This window comes from Rickettsia tamurae, assembly GCF_000751075.1.
Classification (GTDB): Bacteria; Pseudomonadota; Alphaproteobacteria; order Rickettsiales; family Rickettsiaceae; genus Rickettsia; species Rickettsia tamurae.
The window spans coordinates 21,615-40,282 of record NZ_CCMG01000007.1 but is presented as its reverse complement, the minus strand read 5'-3'; the positions used below and the strand labels follow the sequence as shown (position 1 = coordinate 40,282).

Genomic DNA, 18,668 nt, shown 5'->3' with positions numbered 1-18,668 from the left:
TAAAAAATAAAAAAAGACTGAACCCCGTGGTCAAGCCACGGGGTGACGAAAAACAAACTATTTAACATTTGTAACCATATGAACCCACAATTAAACAATTTAACCTTACCGATATATATGGATTATCAGGCAACAACGCCACTAGATCCAAGGGTAATGGAAGCAATGTTGCCCTATTTTACTACCAAGTTCGGGAATCCTCATTCACGTAGCCATTCTTTCGGCTGGGAAGCAGAAAACGCCGTTGAAGAGGCAAGAAGTAGGGTAGCAAGGTTAATAGGAGCGGATACTAAAGAAATTATTTTTACCTCTGGTGCAACCGAATCTAATAACCTTGCAATAAAGGGAATAGCAAAATTTTACGGCAATAAAAAGAATCACATTATTACTATAGTTAGTGAACATAAATGCGTACTTGACGCTTGCAGGCATTTAGAGCAAGAAGGTATAAAAATCACATACTTACCGATTAAACCAAATGGAATAATCGATTTAGAAATATTAAAAGAAGCTATTACCGATCAGACTATGTTAGTTTCAGTTATGGCAGTTAATAATGAAATAGGTGTTGTTCAGCCTTTAAAGGAAATCGGGAAAATTTGTTGTGAAAGAGGCGTTTTCTTTCATTCCGATATTGCTCAAGGTTTTGGTAAAATTCCAATTGACGTTAACGAGTTTAATATTGATCTTGCCAGTATCTCAGGACATAAAATTTACGGTCCGAAAGGAATAGGGGCCTTATATGTAAGGAAAAAACCTCGTGTGCGTGTTACGCCGCTTATAAACGGTGGCGGGCAGGAGAGAGGTATGCGTTCGGGTACGTTACCGACTCCTTTAATCGTAGGGCTTGGCATGGCTGCTGAAATAGCGTATAGTGAGATGGAAAAAGATACTAAGCATGTAAATTACTTATTCGACAGATTTTTAAATAATATACATAGCCGAATTTCAGAAGTTTATTTAAACGGTGATAAAAATCAAAGATATAAAGGTAATTTAAATTTAAGCTTTGCCGGAGTTGAAGGAGAATCAATTATCCTTGCCATTAAAGATTTAGCGGTTTCCTCCGGTTCTGCTTGTACTTCTGCCTCTTTAGAGCCGTCATATGTTTTACGTTCCATGGGAATCGGTGAAGAGCTTTCCCATACTTCAATCAGGTTCGGCATAGGTAGATTTACTACCGAGCAGGAAGTTGACTACGCAGTAAATTTAATATGCTCAAAAATCGATAAACTAAGGGAATTAAGCCCTCTTTGGGAAATGATGCAAGAGGGGATTGATTTGAAAAAGATTAAATGGGCTGTACATTGAGAATATCGTCATTGCGAGCAGCCGTAGGCTGCGTGGCAATCTCGTCAAATATCCTGAGATTGCTTCGTCAAAACTTGTAGTTTTTCTTCGCAATGACGGCTCGGGTATTCACGCAAGTATAACATACAAAACCAAATTTTAGAGAATAACAATGGCTTATAGCAAAAAAGTGATAGATTATTATGAAAATCCTCGTAATGTTGGATCGCTTGATAAAGAAAATAAAAATGTCGGGACGGGACTAGTTGGAGCTCCTGCTTGTGGTGACGTTATGAAGTTACAAATCGAAGTTGATGATGACGGGATTATTACAGATGCTAAATTTAAAACATTCGGCTGCGGTTCAGCTATTGCTTCAAGTTCTTTAGTAACGGAGTGGGTTAAAGGAAGATCGGTAGAAGATGCCGAGACTATTAAAAATACCGAAATAGCAAAAGAATTGTCACTTCCACCGGTAAAATTACATTGCTCACTACTTGCTGAAGATGCAATAAAGGCAGCTATAGCCGATTACAAACAGAAAAAAGACTCTTAAAAAACATGAAAAATGTTATTTCATTAACCGATTCTGCTGCAAAGCAAGTAAAATTGCTAATAGAAAAACGAGCCAAGCCTACCTTTGGTATTAGGGTAGGGGTTAAGTCAGGTGGTTGTGCTGGTCAGACTTATTACGTTGAATATGCCGATAGTAAAAATCAATTCGATGAAATAGTTGAAGAAAAGGGCGTACGGATACTAATCGACCCTAAAGCATTAATGTATATTCTAGGTTCTGAAATGGACTATGTAGAGACTAAATTCAAATCCCAATTCACTTTCACCAATCCCAACGAAAAAGCTAATTGCGGCTGCGGCAAATCTTTTAGCGTATAACACTTTAAAATCAATAAAGGTTTTAAAATATGTTTAACTGGATTTATAATAAAATATTCTCTTATCCTTCACCTAACATTGAAAGCTTGCAAAAAATAATGAAATTGTATTCTATGAAAACCCTAATGGTAATTGTTTTTTAGGTAATCAGCTGGATATATAGGTAAATTGATGGATTCATGATAGGGGTAGATTACAAATCCCACTTGATTAATTACCCAGATTATTTTTGATAGCTTAAAAAGAGTAAAATAATTATAGTAGTTTTAACTATTGCTAAAAATCATTATTTCAGCTATTTTAAAGCTGTTTCTTTAAATTAGATTAATATGTCACAAAAATTAGGTTTCTGGGCGGTTTTTGCCTTAGTAACCGGCAGTCAAATCGGTACTAGCGTTTTTATATTGCCGTTAAGTTTAGCACCATTCGGTATATACAGCATTTGGGGCTGGGTACTTTCATTATTCGGTGCTATGAGTATAGCACTTGTATTTTCTACCCTTTGTGCAAAATTTCCTAAAACAGGCGGTCCGCACGTTTATGTACGGGAAAGTTTCGGGGATAAGATAGCTTTCTTTATCGGCTGGACTTACTGGGTTATATCCTTCGTCAGTACAAGTATAGTTGTTATCTCTGCAATAGGTTATCTAACACCTTTTTTTAAACCACAAGCGATTTTGGATTTAACATTACAGATAATATTATTAGCTGCTATTACGGTTTTAAATTTAAAAGGTCCTGAAGTAGCAGGAAAAGCAGAGTTTTATTTGACTCTCTTAAAATTTGTTCCGCTGCTTGTAGTAGGTTTATGTGCATTATCTCATTTTAATATAGATAATATAACTATAGCTGAAGAAGTAGAAAGTTTAAGCATTCCGAGTATTATGGGAAGAGTTGCACTTCTTACTTTTTGGGGATTTATCGGAGTAGAATGTGCAACTACTACAGCAGGAGCGGTAAAAGATCCGGCAAAAACCATTCCAAGAGCCATAATAGTTGGAACTTTCTGCGTAGCAGTTTTATATATTATCAATAGCGTAGGTATAATGGGATTAATCCCTGCTTCTGAACTTATTAGTTCTAAAGCTCCTTATGCCGATGCCGCTTCATTATTATTCGGGGGTAAATGGTCAAGCGTAATTACGGTTATAGCCTCGATTATATGTATAGGTACACTCAATGCTTGGGTACTAACTAGCGGACAAATTGCTCTAGGACTTGCAGAAGACGGGTTATTACCGAAATTTTTTGCTAAGAAAAATAGCAATAACGCTCCAACTCACGGAATTATTGTAAGCTGCCTTGGCATTGTGCCGTTATTAATCTTTACGGCAAATGATAATTTTGCCAAACAGATTACACAAATAATAGATTTCTCGGCAATAACATTCTTATTCGTCTATTTAATTTGTAGCTTAGCATTTTTAAAAGTAATTCTTAGTTCAAAAGAAAATTTTTCTTATTATTATTTACTTATAGCCATAATATCGATTATCTTTTGTGCTTGGGTTATCTATGAAACACCTGTTAAAACTCTAATTATAGCTAGCTCCTTTACTATTCTCGGTATTCCTTTATATTATGGATGGTATACTCGGTGAATTTCAAAAATTGGCGTCGTCGTCTAGCAAGTTCTGCGGTACTCACGTATTAAGTAACGGCTTCCGTTCCTCGCCTTACAGACCGATTACTCTTTTTGAAATTGACCTTCGTCTACCAATTTTTCATTTACTCGGAGTATATAAATGTCATTCCCGTCTATGAGCGTTGCCTAGGTGGATGCTGAGCCGTCATTGCGAGAAGGCATTGTTGCGTAGACACCTAATCGTCATTGCGAGCGACTGCAAGGAGCGTGGCAATCTAGAAAAAATAATAAAAAAATTCTGTAAATCAGAATTTTTTAACTGGATTGCTTCGTCAATTACTTAAGTAATTTCCTCGCAATGACGGCTCAGCCTCCAAGCAGGCAAGAGAACGACATAAGAGATATAAACATGACAAAAATCCGTATTAATCTACTTAGAAATTTATTCACAGAATATGATATAGACGGTTATATAATTCCGTCTAACGATAAATATATGAGTGAATATGTTCCAAGCTACGCAAAGAGACTTGAATATATAACAGGTTTTACTGGTTCAAACGGTATAGCTATTATATATAAAGATACAGCATTATTTTTTACTGACGGACGTTATTTAGAGCAAGCAAGTAAAGAGCTGGATTTAGAGTTTTTTAAGATTTTTGACTTAAAAGATATATCTAAGTTTGGTAAAGATGCAAAAATAGGATACGATTCTGAATTATTTACTTATCCCGCTATATCAAATTTAAAGTTCAACTTTCAGAAAATTAACGGAAATTTAGTTGATAAGATTTGGCAAAATCAGTTGCTAGAGCCAAACTCTAAAGTTTATTTGCATGATATTAAGTTTGTGGGCGTTAGTCATACTGATAAAATAAGTAAATGTCGTGAAATTGCATTGTCATCCCGCGGCTTGACCGCGGGATCTAATAATAATTGTTTTTTGGATCCCGCGGTCAAGCCGCGGGATGACACCGAGCAATCTGCCTTAGTTATTCTCGATAGCTCCTCCATATGTTGGTTACTAAATTTGCGGGCTAGTGACGTTACTTATACGCCTTTAATGTTTGCAAAAGTTATACTCACTTCTACACAATTATATTTGTTTATAAATCCTACAAGAATCGATGCCGAAATTATTAATGCTCGTCCTGAAATAACGATTTTACCGGAAGAAGAATTTGAAAATGTTTTAAGAGATAGCGAAAATATTTTTATTGATGATACTATAGCCTCTGTTCATATAATGGACTTAGTAGCTGATAAAAAAGTACAAAAAATTACCGATCCGTGTTTAATGCTTAAAGCTTGTAAGAACGATGTAGAAATTAAGCATGCAATCGATTTTCATATTAAAGATGCAGTAGCTTTATGTGAGTTTTTTGCTGATTTGGATAAAAGTATCGAGGAGGCATTGTTGCGTGGACCGGTAAAATCCACCGTGTCACCCCGTGGCTTGACCACGGGGTCCATAAAAACAATAAAAAATACTAATAATTTTAGTATTTTTAACTGGATCCCGTGGTCAAGCCACGGGGTGACAAAGACTATAACCGAACACACCCTTGGTTTAAGGCTTACAGAATATCGAACTAAACAAGAGGGATATGTTTCAGATAGTTTTCCTGCTATTTGTGGATTTCAGGAGAATAGTGCCATTATTCATTATAGAGCTGATCAAAAAACTGCTAAAAAAATTATAGGGCAGGGGATATTACTAATAGATTCCGGGGGTCAGTACCAAGGTGCTACTACCGATATAACTCGAACAATAGTGATAGGTACGCCGAATGATGAGCAGAAAAAGCGTTATACGCAAGTACTTAAAGGACATATTGCTTTAGCTAAAACCAAATTCCCTAAAAATATCGTTACAGGAGCTAATCTTGATATACTAGCTCGGCAATATTTATGGCAAGAAATGCTAGATTATCCGCACGGTACGGGTCATGGGGTAGGGAGCTTCTTAAGCGTTCATGAAGGACCGCAAAGCATAAATCTTCGTAATAAAACAATACTTAAAGCAGGTATGATCTTATCTAATGAGCCTGGATTTTATATTCCAGGAAAATACGGAATTAGAATCGAAAATTTAATGTATGTAAAAGAAAATAATGGATGGCTTGAGTTTGAGACCTTAAGCCTAGTGCCTTATGCTAGTAAATTGATTGATATGAAACTACTCAATATTGATGAAATAAACTATATCAAGGAATATTATAACAAAATTAGAGCTAAAATTTATGATTTATTATCTCCGCAAGCGAGGAATTGGCTTAATAATGAAATAAATTTATTTTTACAATCATTATTGTAATTGACGTTTCCGCTATTTATTGGTATAAAGTCTGTACATTTCTAATTTCTACATTGGGACGTCGCCAAGTGGTAAGGCAACGGTTTTTGGTATCGTCATTCGGAGGTTCGAATCCTCCCGTCCCAACCATTCGTCAATATTTTTACAATTAAAGAAACACTGAATATGCAAAAAAGTAATTGTTCTATAATCTATATTATGGAAAATGGAGTTAATTTAGTGATTGGTGCATTCGATTGGATTTGAACCAACGACCTTTGCCTTCGGAGGGCAACGCTCTATCCAGCTGAGCTACGAATGCAAATGTTGTTATTCGTCATTGCAAGCGAACGTAAAGAATAGCGAACGTAAAGAATATGACGATTAATAAGAGCGATCCAAAATAAATCTAATAATAGAAAACAAATGATCTTTATAAATATTCTGAACCGGAATTTTATTTAATAACTTATTTGTTTCATTTTCTAAGTTACTCAAATAATTAATTATTTCATTGTAGATTTCATGCTTTACCATTAAGTCACGTATTTGCATAAACTCATCATTAGTACGCTTATCACATTTAATTATATTTTCGAGCCAAAGCTGTGTGTCTTGCTCTAGCTTATTATATAAAAAAATCAGCGGTAACGTAACTTTTCCTTCTAAGAAATCATCACCGATATTTTTGCCTACCTGTTTATCATTACCCCAATAATCAAGTAGATCATCTATAACCTGAAATATCGTACCGAGTAATTTCCCAAAGTCCTGCATATCTTTAGAAACATGGTCTACCTGCTCTGCTATAATAGCTCCAACTTCACAAGAAGCTCCAAATAGTTCGGCGGTTTTAGATTTAACTATTTGCTGATATTCTTCGATAGTTATAATGCGTCGCTCATTTAGCTTAACTAGCTGTACTATCTCCCCTTCGGAAATAATCGCTGAAGCTTTAGCTAGAACATTCATAGCTTTAATAGAACCGGAAGCTATCATTAACTTAAAAGACTGACTAAAGAGGAAATCACCCACTAAAATACTTGTTTTACTTCCCCAAATAACGTTAGCCGTAGGTTTGAATCTTCTTAAAGTGCTGTCGTCTACCACATCATCATGAAGCAATGTGGCGGTGTGAATGAATTCAACGGCACTTGCGAGCTTTATATGATTATCGCCTTTATAATCAAGCATTTTAGCGGTTATTATAGTTAAAAGCGGACGAATTCTTTTACCGCCTGCATCTAGTAAATATTTACCGACCTTTTCTATTAACTCTTCATCACTTTTTAAACAGCTAATGATTAAATCGTTTAACTTAGTTACTTCACCTTTTAAATCTTGCTGTATTTTTACTATAATATTCATGGTATTTTTATAAATTTTTCCGTCATTGCGAGAAAAAATTGAAAATTTTGACGAAGCAATCTCGTGCCAAAATCCTGAGATTGCCACGCTCCTTGCAGTCGCTCGCAATGACTATTAACTAAGTTCATCGAGTATACATTCCTCTAATATTTTTTTATTAACATTAGGAATTAATTCCATAATTTTTTCTTTTACGTTTTCTCCCGGTTTCACTTTTTTTACTGCTGCTTGATATAAAGACAAATAATATAAAGGTATAAGTTTATTTATATCATCTATATTACCTATTTTAGCTTTGTTTAAATCGGATAAATCAAATACATACTCAATACTAGCGTCAATTAAATTAGATGAATTCGGGTGATCGGAAATGGTTTTTAAAAATGATTTTAGAGCATCTCCGTATACTTCTTTGCTCTCTTTGGATAAGTTTTTAAAATCCCCTACCCCATATACATATAGACTTAAAACATCTATTATTCTAGAGTAATCATTAATTACTATCGTACCTTTACTGTAAGAATCTTTAAGAGCATTTACTATAGTTTCATTTGTTATATTAAATCCCGATGCGTTTGAATATAGACTTAAAGCATTTATCTGTGCTCTAGTTAATTTATTTAATTCAGTAACTAAATTAATATTTAAATTAAAATTATATTGCCTATCTTCAAAAATACTAAAATTATATTGTTTATTATTATTTAAAATATAGCTTAGTTCATTATTAAAATCTTTATATAGCTTATTATCGGAAAGTTTAAACAGATAGGTTTGCCTATCGTAATATTTCTTTATAAATTCTAATGAACCTATTATAAAACCCGGTTTTAGCTTAAATTGCGAATCTACCAAAAGATCAATATTATTATTGCCGAAATCGTTTAACTTACCTTTATATAATAAATTAATATTATTTTCAAAGTTATTACTATTTATTTTTGCATTAGTAACTTCAATTGTTAAATCTTTAGCAATATCTTTAAAATGCAAACTACTAGTACTAATCAAGAAATTACCAGAAAATTTGAAATTATTATTCCAAGCGGGTCTATATAATAATAAGCCGGCAGGTATTATTCTATCTTCAAGGTTACTTTTTACTATTTCGGTTTCATAATAAATTTCTAATTTTTGCGGTATATTATCAAGGAAATCCTGTTTACTTGTATAATACTTACTTTTGTCAAATAACATAGTAAGTATAGTATGATCTTCTTCATATAATTTTTGATTATCGACTAAGTCAAGAATTTCTGTTTTACCGGAAGTAAATTTAATATTTTCTATTAAATTTATAACTTCAAATAAATCTTTTTTTGATCGTACTATTTCAAATAATTTAAAATTTAACGGTATCTTTGCTGATAATATGCAGTTATCATTATAAAACCTTACTCCAAACTCTCTTTCAACCGGCTTAAATCGCCCGAATGCTTCTCCGGAAAAATTTATAAATAATTTCTGCTTAAGTAAATCATAACCGATATTTATCGGTGTGGTAAATTCAATTGCTCTATTAATACTCTCTTCTTGCCAATTAATTACCGAAATACCTAATTTAAAAGGAAAACCATAGGGCTGAACTTTGGAAAATTTAATAAGATATTGCTGATTAGGATTATTATCAGCCTCTTCTATATTAAGGTTGGTACCGGCATATTTTTGATTTATAGAGTGTGATAAAGAGAACATAATAGTAAACCACAGCCCACTATATGCGAGTATAATAAAGATAGTTATAAATAATACTATTTTAAGAATTTTTTTCATCTTTAAATCGGCTTTGTTGCGTGGATCGGTTTTTCCAGTGTCATCCCGCGACTTGATCGCGGGATCCAGTTTTTAATTTGTTATAGATACCGTGGTCAAGCCACGGTATGACACTTTAGCTACTTACATAGCTCTATATATTCCTTATTCAATTTTATAACGTTCCAAATCCATAAACTCATCATAACTATAAAAATTACTAATAAATATATTATAATAGAATCAAAGGTAGCAGTCGGAATAATAATAAATATCAAAGACTGTATAAATGCTCCAAGCGATTTACCGAATTTAGTACCTATTACCTCTACGGCAGCTTTTCCCTTAGTTCTAAGCTCTAAAGATAAAGGAATATACGCCATTTCTTTTGTTGAATCGAATAATGAATATTTGGACGATTTACTAAGTATGTTCTGAATTGCTCCAACAATAATCGCTACATATAGAAGATTAAAATCACCGAAACATGCTCCTATTTCTTCAATAAAAATTATAAAGATAAAAAACACCAAGCCGGTAATAGACAACATAATAGGAGTTAATAATGCAGAAATGAGCCAACCGAGTCTTCTAAGAATATTGCTGCCTATTACCATGAAAGTAACGCATGATATTCCCATCCAAATATTAAACCTGCCCATAAAGTTAACATAGTCTATAGTGTTCGGATGTAATTCTTTTATTTTTGCTTTCCAAGGTCCTTCGACTATATTTATTAATAATCCATAACAAATTATTAGTAAAGCAATACGACCTATATATTTTGAGTGAATTACTAATTTGATACTTTCAATTACCGAAAGTTTTGTTTTTGTTTTAGCCGTAACTTTTTTTGTACCTAAAACATTTATGGAATCCGTTAAAATAAATCTATTTATTATTCTAAATAGAAGCATAGCAATTATTCCTGCAGTAACAATAATTGACATGATTGGCTGAAGCATTATAGCATTTCCGGCAGATGAATTAAAAGAATCCGGTAACAATTCTGAACCAATGACGTTCTGCCCGCTTGAGAAAAAGACAAGTACGCTGCCTGCTATTATAAGACCGATATTGCCGACCATTCCAAGAACTGGATAGAATCTTTTAGCTTTAGAAGTATCAAAAATGTGATTGGCAAACTGCCAAAACATTAAGTTTATGACTACTGCACTCCATAATTCCGAGAAAATATACATCAGCGCATAACTCCATTTACTACCTATTTTAATGAACCATTTAAAATTAGGGTATGAAGCAATTAAATTATTTATCATTTCATCATTAGGATGATAAATATCTTGATTTGGATAAATAATATAGGCAAATAATAAGAAAAATAGTAAAAAGCTGCCGACTATAATGTAGAAAATATATTCAAAATTTAATTTATTACTAAGCTTAACATAAAGTACGGTAAAAATTACGCACGAGGGTAATACTAACCATAATTTTAAGAAACTAATAATTTCAGCCCCCATAGAGGGTACTACTAAACTATCTTTGATAGATCTTAAAGCCCCAAAATTAAAAAGGATACATAACATCATTAAAGCCATAGGTATAAATAGCTTTAATTCTTTCCTTTCTATAGGCCAAATTATTTCTTTAACTTTTTCAAAGAAAATTTTAGGCGGTAACATTTTTATTGTAACCTTACATATTAAAGTTAATTTTTAAATCTCTTAAGTGCTAAAGTCAATTAAAATAATTAATTTATACTACATATCGCCAGTAATATTTTGTGATCTTATCTAATTTGTCCTGATTTGTCTTCCATAATTCCTGCTTATCAGTAGTCCATGGCTTAGGTCCTGCATAGTGTAAAATGAAGTAAGAAAAATAAGGGCCTTGAGTCTCAAAATATGTAAAAAAGTTCCATCTTATCGATAAGGGATAAATATAATGCTGAAATGCAACATTTAATAAATCTTGGTCAGGAAAAGAAAAATCACATTTTGAATTTTGTAAAGTTTCTAAAAGCATATTTTTATCTTGTTTTTCTCGCATATTTTTTAATAAGAATGAGCTATATTTCTTTTACATTCTTCTGTTACTTTATGATTACAATATGTAATACCTGTATCTATGCTACCCGCCGCAATATAATCACTCATATCTATTTTTTTAAGAGAATTCAAATCATGCAGCACTACAATACTAAACTAGGCCAATTATCCGAAAATTTTATTTTCTTATCGGTTAAAGCTTGATTTAATATATTTTCAGGAAAAGTAGTAAAATCTATAGAATAATCTCTGATATATTTCATGGAAGCTAATTTTCCCATTGATTCTTGACTAACAGGGTCATTAGAATCCATAACAATATGAAATCTATAGAAACTATCTAAATCGCTATTTAGTAAACTAGAGGATATTACTGCACCAGCATGAATAGCAAACTTATCATTAATAGTTAATGCTATATCGAGTATATTATTTTGCCTTATACCGGTTAGTTTAATTACATTTTGTATTTCTTCTATGGCAAGCTTGTAATCAGTTTGTATAGTTTTTTCATTAAAAGATGACCTGCCTAGTAAATGAATTAAGCTAAGCCTATAAAACATCTAGCAGTAAGTTCCGGTATATTAAGAGAGATTAAACTGTTTAAAAAAGGAGCCTCATCCGTTGTATAACCGCTATAATATTTTAGGAAATCATCATCATTTTTTTTTCTAATATTTCTTTTACTTTCCCTTCGTGACCTAAAATAATAAGTTTAGCTAAATTAACTGCAGCTTTTTTAGTATATAAAGTATCTAAACCGTAACTACCGTTTTTAATCGCTTTATATTGCTGAACTAAAGTAGCATTTTTGTCTAGATAAAGACGTAGTAAGCAATCATAACCCTTTGCTACCTCTAAACGCACCATTCCATCTTCTACTTGAAAAGAGCAAAATTTTTCTAACCTTGCTTTATCTTTTGAGCTTAAAGATTCGCTATCTTCTAATTGCTCAAGTACTAAATCAAAATTTAATTGATCTTCACGTATGGTACTATAGAACTTTTTATAACTATAAGTTCCAATATCCATAATACAACTTGTATTTTTATGCATTCTGTAATTGCTATTTATGTCTAAAAAGAAAAATAGCAAGCCAAAACATGACGAGGTTATAAGAGCTGCATTTGAAAACCCTATAGTTACTCAAGAGTTCTTTGAAACCTACCTACCGCCACATATTAAAACTTTACTTTCCTTTGAAACTCTTAGAATGGAAAAAGATAGTTTTGTAGAGCGTAGCCTAAAGAAATCTATAGTAGATATTTTATTTTCAGCTAAATTTGATAATGAAAATGGATATTTATTTTTACTTTTGGAAAACCAAAGCACTCCTGATCCGTATATGGCTTTTCGTTTGTTTAAATATATGTTAAAAATTGCTGAATATCATAGGAAAGCGACAGGAAACAAAAAATTTCCTTTTGTGTACCCTTGTGTGTTCTACAATGGTATACAAAACTATAATGCACCTACTAATCTATGGGAGTTATTTGAAAATAGTGAACTTGTAAAAAATACATGGATTAATGATTATCAGTTAATTAATGTTCAAAATATTTCTGATGAAAAATTAAAAGAAAAAGCTTGGTCCGGAATCTTGCAGTTTTTTTTAAAACATATCCACGAACGAGATTTATTAAAGAGATGGCAAGAAGTAGCTGATCTTTTACCAGAATTTATTAAAGTTAATATCGGTATAGATTATATAGAGCTAATTTTGTCCTACACCTTGAATAAGATTAAGGAAAATGATAAAATAGAAATAGAAAAAATGCTTAAATCGCATTTAAACCCTGAATTAGGAGGAAAACTTATGAATAGCTTAGCTCATAGCTGGAAACAAGAAGGTATTGAAGAAGGTAGAAAAAAAGAGAAAATTACTATGGCTAAAGAAATGAAAAAAGAAGGACTTTCTTTAGAAGCTATTATGAAAATAACAAAATTAGATAAGAAAGATATTGAGAAATTAAAATAACATAATTACATTACATGCTGCAAATAAACAGAATACTCACATTTTTGCATATTAAGCCTATAGGAACTTAGAGCTAAAGGCATATATACTCGATGAACTTCAAAAATTGGCTAAGTCGTCTCATAAGTTCTGCGGTGCTCACGTATTAAGTATACGCTCCGCTCCTCGCATTATAGACTCTTTGCTCTTTTTGAAGTTGATCTTCGTCTATCAATTCTTCATTTACTCGAAGTATATAAATTCATGTTAAATAACTCTCGTTTATGTATTATTTGGTTGTTTGGGCTTATTAGCGGTTTCAATCTAATGATTACCGGTAATACTTTAAATTATTGGCTTGCTAAAGAAGATATAGCATTGCAAACAATCGGTATATTATCATTCATAACGCTTCCCTACTCTATTAATTTCTTGTTAGCACCGATTTTTGATGCAGTGCAAATTAAATATTTAAACAAAATATTCGGTCATAGATTATCTTGGATTTGCTTAACTAGTAGTGCATTGATATTTCTTATATATATTTTCAGCTTTCTAGATCCTAGTACTAATCTATTATTATTTGCTTTCACGGCTTTAATTATTTCTTTTTTTAGTGCCGCCCAAGATACTATATTAAGTGCTTTAAGAATGGAAATAGTACCTAAAGAATCGCTTGGGTTTACTTCAGGAATATATATATTCGGTTATCGAGCCGGTATGCTTTTAGCCGGTTCTGGAGCTATTTATTTATCTATTTATTTAACATTTAATGAAATATATAAAATCTTTGCCGGTTTAGTATTTATTTATTTAATTTTATTGATAGTAGGAATTAAGTATTGTTATTTAAACGAGAACATACATATACAGATAATCAAGAATGATATAAAAAATAATCAAAATAAAAAAAACATAATAAATTTTATATATAATGCGTTAAAACCTATAGGTTCTGTTTATTTCATTACTCTTATATTAATTTTCCTAGTATTATATAGATTACCGGATAACTTAATTAATGTTATGATTAATCCGTTTTTGCTTCATCTTGAGTATGATGCTTTTGAAATAGCAAGCGTTGGAAAGTTTTGGGGCGTTGTAGGAGCTATAATCGGTGGACTTGTCGGCGGTGTTATTATGAAACATAAAAATATATTAAATAGTATATTTTTATTTGGTATTATTCATGCTTTAGGACATATTTTATTTATTTTTCTTGAAATAAACGGTAAAAATTCTTTATTATTATTTATTACGATAGGAATAGAAAGTATTGTCGGTGGTATGACGATGACTGCTTATATCGCTTTTATTTCTTCACTCTGTCAAGGTAAATTTCGAGCTACTCAATATTCTTTTCTTTCATCGATGATGGGAATTTCACGCTCAATTTTTCCTATAATTTCAGGCTATATGGTAGTAAATTTTGGTTGGCAAAATTTCTTTTTATTTACTACTATTATAACTATCCCGTCTTTATTAATATTATTAAAAATAAAAACTAAATTACAATAATGAATGATATATTAAGTGCTTTTTTACATGGCATCGTTTTAGCTCTCGGTTTAATAGTGCCGCTTGGAGTACAGAATATTTTTATATTTAATCAAGGAGCAAAACAGCCAAAATTTAGCAAGGCTTTACCTAGCATAATTGCAGCCTCAATATGTGATACTATTCTTATATGTATGGCAGTTCTTGGGATATCTTTATTAATTCTTGAAATTTCTTGGTTAAAATTATCTATATTTATTATTGGATTTATGTTCTTAATTTATATGGGATATAATACTTGGAATCAGCCTCCTATTGATCTTACAATGATGAATTCCGGGGCTTTTTCAGCTAAAAAACAAATTTTATTTGCTATATCGGTGTCAATATTAAATCCGCATGCAATTATGGATACGATTATAGTAATAGGTACTAGTGCTTTAAAGTATAACGGTATTGCAAAAATTATATTTACTTTAACTTGCATACTTATATCTTGGATATGGTTTTTTTCTTTAGCAGTTGCAGGTTATAATATCAGAAAGCTAAATAAAAGTAGTACGATTTTAACCATAATTAATAAAATAGCTGCTATTATTATTTGGGCAATTGCTTTTTATATTGGAGTACAAATATTGTATGAAATCGGTTTTATTAACTAGAAATATTGAAGAAAATAATGAAACTATAAAGGAAATAAGTAAATATAATTTAGATTTACTTTATATTCATTGTCCTTTAATTAAATATAAAACTCTAGATTTTAATATCGATATTTTAGATAATTACTCAAATATAATAATAACTAGTAAATATGCGGCAAATATCTTAGCCAGTTATAACTTAAAACAAGATGTTTGGGTAGTAGGTAGTAAGTCAAAACGATTATTAGGCAAGAAAGTAATTTATACTGCTAAAAACGTGGAAGATTTGATTAAGCATTTTCCTCCTGATTTATATGAGCAGACTATATATTTATCTTCAAATGAAATTACTAAAGATTTGTCTAATAAAATAGCTAGACATATCATTTATAATGTAGAATATTTGAATGAGCTGCCCTTATCTATTATAAAAGAATTTAAAAGCAATATTGACTTTATACTTCTTTATTCTCAGAATAGTGCTAAGACTTTTGTAAGATTATTACTTCAAAATAATTTACTAGAATACTTACAAGATAGTTTAGTTGTAGCTATAAGTTTGAAAGTCGCAAATATAGTTAGACCTTTTATAAAAAATGTGGTTTATTGTGATGATCAGAACCCTAACGATGTAATCAAGTTATTATCTGAAAATGCAAAAATTCGATAGTTTATTTAAAAGCAAAAATATCTTTTTTATAGCAATAGTAATATTTGTCTTATCTTCTTTTACTCTTTATTATAATAGATCCGATATTTTAAAACTGTTTAAAAGTGAAAATAAAGATTTAAGCCAAATTTCTGATCAAGCAGTAGAAAATAAAGAAAATACTACCCTGGAAGAAAAGGAAGCAGCCCCTCTATTATCTACCAAGTCGCTTTTAAATTACGTAAGTTCTTTAAAGTTTCCTGAAGCACTGACTAATTTAGTAGAACCAAAATTAGAAACTGTAGTCAATTCAGCTTCATTCGGATACAAGGAACAAGGAGCGAAGCCTATAACTAATAGGAGAGCGACGAGTGATGATGTAGGCGGATGGGGATCAATTGACTATATTAATTACTTATTAAATGTAAATCTATTATTATATAATTTCATGCAAGATAAGGATTATAGTAAAGAACTAAGACTAGTAAAATCCCGCCTGCTGCCTCAAGATATAAGGGATATTTTAAATAACTTAGAAGCATATAATAATAATTATCTTTTTTCTAAATCAAGTAGTACGGAAGTAATTTTTCCTACCAACCATAAGTGGCTGGAGAAGTTTATCAAAATTGAGAAAAAACCTTCCGCTATGATGGTAAAAGAACAAGATAAAGCTCTAATTTTAGAGAAATTAAACTATTTAATCGATTTTCTTTATTCAGAAAAATTTATGCAGGAGTTTGTAAATAAAGATGTTTAGGTTATTATTAATATGTGCTACTTTTTTACTGCTTTATTTCGGGTTTACTTTAATAGAGAGCTTTGATTCAAAAGTTTTTATTAGTTTATACGATTATAATATTGAGACTACTTTGTTCTTTAGTCTTATTTTAGGATTATTATTACTAATTTCTTGTTTTATTGTCATTAGGTTTCTAATATTAATTATCGATTTACCGTCTAAAATACATAATATTTTTAATAAACGAAAAATTAATCATGATAGATATGCTTTAATTTTAGCTTTTGCCGAATATATTATGAATAATAAAGCTAAATCTGCTTCTATTGCCCGCAAAAATTTATCTTCTGAAGATCTAAAAGATTCACAAGAATTCCATAATTTAATCTTAGCCGTAACTGAAGAGGATGTAGATAGAAAAATTTCCTATTTTCAAAAACTTATTACATCTAAAGAATTTGTTTTTTACGGTAGCAAAAACCTAGCAAAACTTTATTATGATAAATCTTTGTATGAGAAAGCAGAAAATTACGCAACAAAGGCTTATAATTTCAATGAACTTGATAGTGACAATTTAATTACTTTAATGCGTTGTTATGCTAGACTTTCTCTATGGACGAAATTTATTTTTATAACGAACAAGCTTGCAAAATTTCATAAACATGATTCTATGCCGGAAATTGCTGAGTATTATTTATTAGCAGCGAAGCAGGAAGTAGAAGGTAATAATACGGCTAATGCTATAGATTATTTGGAAACGGCTGTAGATTTAAATTTTTATAACGACGAATTACTAGAATTTTACTTTAATTTAAATGATAAGCTTAATGTTAATAAAAAGATCAAAATATTAAAAGATGCTTTTTGTATTATCCCCTCTTTAAAATTAGTGCAGCTATTTAAAAAATTCACTTCTCTATCAGATAGACAAATTTACGAAGAATTAACTCAAGAGTTAGATGCTAAAAAAGATGAAATATTAATTTTGGCAATGGAAGCTTATTTAGAATTGTAGATGTTGTGACATGGATCAGTTTTAGCGTCATTGCGAGGAAAAATTAAAAATTTTGATGAAGCAATTTCAGGAGTTTGTTATCATTTCATGAGATTGCCGTGCAGCCTACGGCTGCTCGCAATGACAGATAAGCCGAACCACACAACAAAAACTAATATAAAAATAGTTTCTTTTGGCTCTTACTAATTTCTTCATTTACATTATTATTATGGTGATGATAATTAGATTGGATTGTTATTAAATAATCATTTATTGCTTTAGAAAATTCTTCAGTTTTATAACGAAAGAAATGGTCAGCCCCATTGATAATTTTATAATCAACTTTAATATAGGATTGTTGCTTAGATAATTTATTTGCTAGGTCTTTTACATCATCTGCCGATACTATACTATCATTATCTCCCTGTAATATAAATCCTGGGATAGGACAAGGTGAAAGGAATGAAAAATCATATTTATGAATTGTATTAACCGGTGGCGAAATAGCAATAAAATGATTTATTTCCGGACGTCGCATTACAAGTTGCATAGCTATCCATGCTCCGAACGAAAATCCTAATATCAGATTAGACTGAGCATTTGGGTTATTCTGCTGTAACCAGTCGAGAGCTGCCCCCGCATCAACAACTTCACCGACTCCGTTATCAAATTTACCTTGCGATCCCCCTACTCCTCTAAAATTAATACGTAAGACGGTATAACCGTTATCTGCTAAAATCTTATAGGCATTATAAACTACTTTATTATTCATATTACCCTCATATAAAGGATGAGGATGAAGAACTAATGCAATAGGAGCATTAGGTGAGGTAGCTTTTGCATATCTTCCTTCAATTCGTCCTTCCGGACCGTTAAAATAAATTTGCGGCATAATTATTCATAATATTTAATTTGTTCGATATGATATTTTACCACTTTTTCTTATTAGTGCAACTATTCTTAATTAAAATATGATTGTATTGAC

At 31.2% G+C, this 18,668-nt stretch carries 18 protein-coding genes, 2 tRNA genes and 1 pseudogene; 13 read left to right on the top strand and 8 right to left on the bottom strand.

The genetic code is table 11. From position 1 onward, the window contains the following. The first annotated feature begins 78 nt into the window (after nt 1–78). The 7 genes and pseudogenes from MB29_RS01205 to MB29_RS01180 all read left to right on the top strand — a co-directional run bounded on the left by MB29_RS01205 (nt 79) and on the right by MB29_RS01180 (nt 6,218). Entirely contained in the window at nt 79–1,311 is a 1,233-nt protein-coding gene (locus tag MB29_RS01205; protein WP_032138736.1) for an IscS subfamily cysteine desulfurase, read from the top strand. Nucleotides 1,312–1,462: 151 nt separating this feature from the next. After that, the gene (gene iscU, locus MB29_RS01200; RefSeq protein WP_032138735.1) at nt 1,463–1,846 is read left to right on the top strand and encodes a Fe-S cluster assembly scaffold IscU; all 384 of its coding nucleotides are present in this window, start codon (nt 1,463–1,465) and stop codon (nt 1,844–1,846) included. A 5-nt stretch (nt 1,847–1,851) separates the two neighbouring features. Then, nucleotides 1,852–2,184: an iron-sulfur cluster assembly accessory protein gene (locus MB29_RS01195; protein WP_008579856.1), complete on the top strand. Its 333-nt coding sequence runs from the start codon at nt 1,852–1,854 to the stop codon at nt 2,182–2,184. A gap of 329 nt (nt 2,185–2,513) precedes the next feature. Beyond that, nucleotides 2,514–3,785: an APC family permease gene (locus tag MB29_RS01190; RefSeq protein ID WP_032138734.1), complete on the top strand. Its 1,272-nt coding sequence runs from the start codon at nt 2,514–2,516 to the stop codon at nt 3,783–3,785. A 240-nt stretch (nt 3,786–4,025) separates the two neighbouring features. Beyond that, nucleotides 4,026–4,114: pseudogene (locus MB29_RS11165) on the top strand (lytic transglycosylase domain-containing protein); the annotation flags it as partial. 13 nt (nt 4,115–4,127) lie between these two features. Continuing rightward, complete coding sequence (locus tag MB29_RS01185; protein WP_032138733.1) at nt 4,128–6,089, top strand: aminopeptidase P family protein; 1,962 nt, start codon at nt 4,128–4,130, stop codon at nt 6,087–6,089. Between the two features lie 54 nt (nt 6,090–6,143). Next, a tRNA-Gln gene (locus tag MB29_RS01180) sits at nt 6,144–6,218 on the top strand. Between the two features lie 95 nt (nt 6,219–6,313). Here the strand turns inward: MB29_RS01180 and MB29_RS01175 are convergent. The 7 genes from MB29_RS01175 to MB29_RS12310 form a co-directional block, all read right to left on the bottom strand. Further along, nucleotides 6,314–6,390, bottom strand: a tRNA-Arg gene (locus tag MB29_RS01175). Nucleotides 6,391–6,452: 62 nt separating this feature from the next. Beyond that, nucleotides 6,453–7,436 (bottom strand): polyprenyl synthetase family protein, encoded by a 984-nt coding sequence (locus MB29_RS01170; RefSeq protein WP_032138732.1) that lies wholly within the window; start codon nt 7,434–7,436, stop codon nt 6,453–6,455. 114 nt (nt 7,437–7,550) lie between these two features. After that, entirely contained in the window at nt 7,551–9,209 is a 1,659-nt protein-coding gene (locus MB29_RS01160) for a hypothetical protein (protein ID WP_032138730.1), read from the bottom strand. A 119-nt stretch (nt 9,210–9,328) separates the two neighbouring features. After that, on the bottom strand, nt 9,329–10,834 hold the full coding sequence (tlc3, locus tag MB29_RS01155) for a nucleotide exchange transporter Tlc3 (RefSeq protein WP_032138729.1): 1,506 nt from the start codon (nt 10,832–10,834) through the stop codon (nt 9,329–9,331). Between the two features lie 73 nt (nt 10,835–10,907). Continuing rightward, nucleotides 10,908–11,201: a glycosyltransferase gene (locus MB29_RS12320; protein ID WP_233418831.1), complete on the bottom strand. Its 294-nt coding sequence runs from the start codon at nt 11,199–11,201 to the stop codon at nt 10,908–10,910. A 142-nt stretch (nt 11,202–11,343) separates the two neighbouring features. Next, entirely contained in the window at nt 11,344–11,763 is a 420-nt protein-coding gene (locus MB29_RS12315) for a glycosyltransferase family 8 protein (RefSeq protein ID WP_032138728.1), read from the bottom strand. Between the two features lie 82 nt (nt 11,764–11,845). After that, nucleotides 11,846–12,256, bottom strand: a complete 411-nt coding sequence (locus MB29_RS12310; protein WP_233418830.1) for a hypothetical protein — start codon at nt 12,254–12,256, stop codon at nt 11,846–11,848. Between the two features lie 16 nt (nt 12,257–12,272). Here MB29_RS12310 and MB29_RS01135 point away from each other — a divergent pair, with 16 nt between their 5' ends. The 6 genes from MB29_RS01135 (at nt 12,273) to MB29_RS01110 (ending at nt 17,704) form a co-directional block, all read left to right on the top strand. Next, complete coding sequence (locus MB29_RS01135) at nt 12,273–13,178, top strand: Rpn family recombination-promoting nuclease/putative transposase (RefSeq protein ID WP_032138726.1); 906 nt, start codon at nt 12,273–12,275, stop codon at nt 13,176–13,178. Nucleotides 13,179–13,421: 243 nt separating this feature from the next. Continuing rightward, entirely contained in the window at nt 13,422–14,675 is a 1,254-nt protein-coding gene (locus MB29_RS01130; protein ID WP_032138725.1) for an AmpG family muropeptide MFS transporter, read from the top strand. Next, nucleotides 14,672–15,316 (top strand): LysE/ArgO family amino acid transporter, encoded by a 645-nt coding sequence (locus tag MB29_RS01125; RefSeq protein WP_215426169.1) that lies wholly within the window; start codon nt 14,672–14,674, stop codon nt 15,314–15,316. The genes MB29_RS01130 and MB29_RS01125 overlap by 4 nt, the downstream gene beginning before the upstream one ends. Further along, on the top strand, nt 15,294–15,968 hold the full coding sequence (locus MB29_RS01120) for a uroporphyrinogen-III synthase (RefSeq protein WP_032138723.1): 675 nt from the start codon (nt 15,294–15,296) through the stop codon (nt 15,966–15,968). The genes MB29_RS01125 and MB29_RS01120 overlap by 23 nt, the downstream gene beginning before the upstream one ends. Next, nucleotides 15,952–16,707: a palindromic element RPE2 domain-containing protein gene (locus MB29_RS01115; protein ID WP_032138722.1), complete on the top strand. Its 756-nt coding sequence runs from the start codon at nt 15,952–15,954 to the stop codon at nt 16,705–16,707. Before MB29_RS01120 ends, MB29_RS01115 begins: the two co-directional genes overlap by 17 nt. After that, on the top strand, nt 16,700–17,704 hold the full coding sequence (locus tag MB29_RS01110; RefSeq protein ID WP_032138721.1) for a tetratricopeptide repeat protein: 1,005 nt from the start codon (nt 16,700–16,702) through the stop codon (nt 17,702–17,704). Before MB29_RS01115 ends, MB29_RS01110 begins: the two co-directional genes overlap by 8 nt. A gap of 151 nt (nt 17,705–17,855) precedes the next feature. Here the strand turns inward: MB29_RS01110 and MB29_RS01105 are convergent, their stop codons facing one another. After that, nucleotides 17,856–18,575 (bottom strand): alpha/beta hydrolase, encoded by a 720-nt coding sequence (locus tag MB29_RS01105; RefSeq protein WP_032138720.1) that lies wholly within the window; start codon nt 18,573–18,575, stop codon nt 17,856–17,858. Nucleotides 18,576–18,668 lie beyond the last annotated feature (93 nt).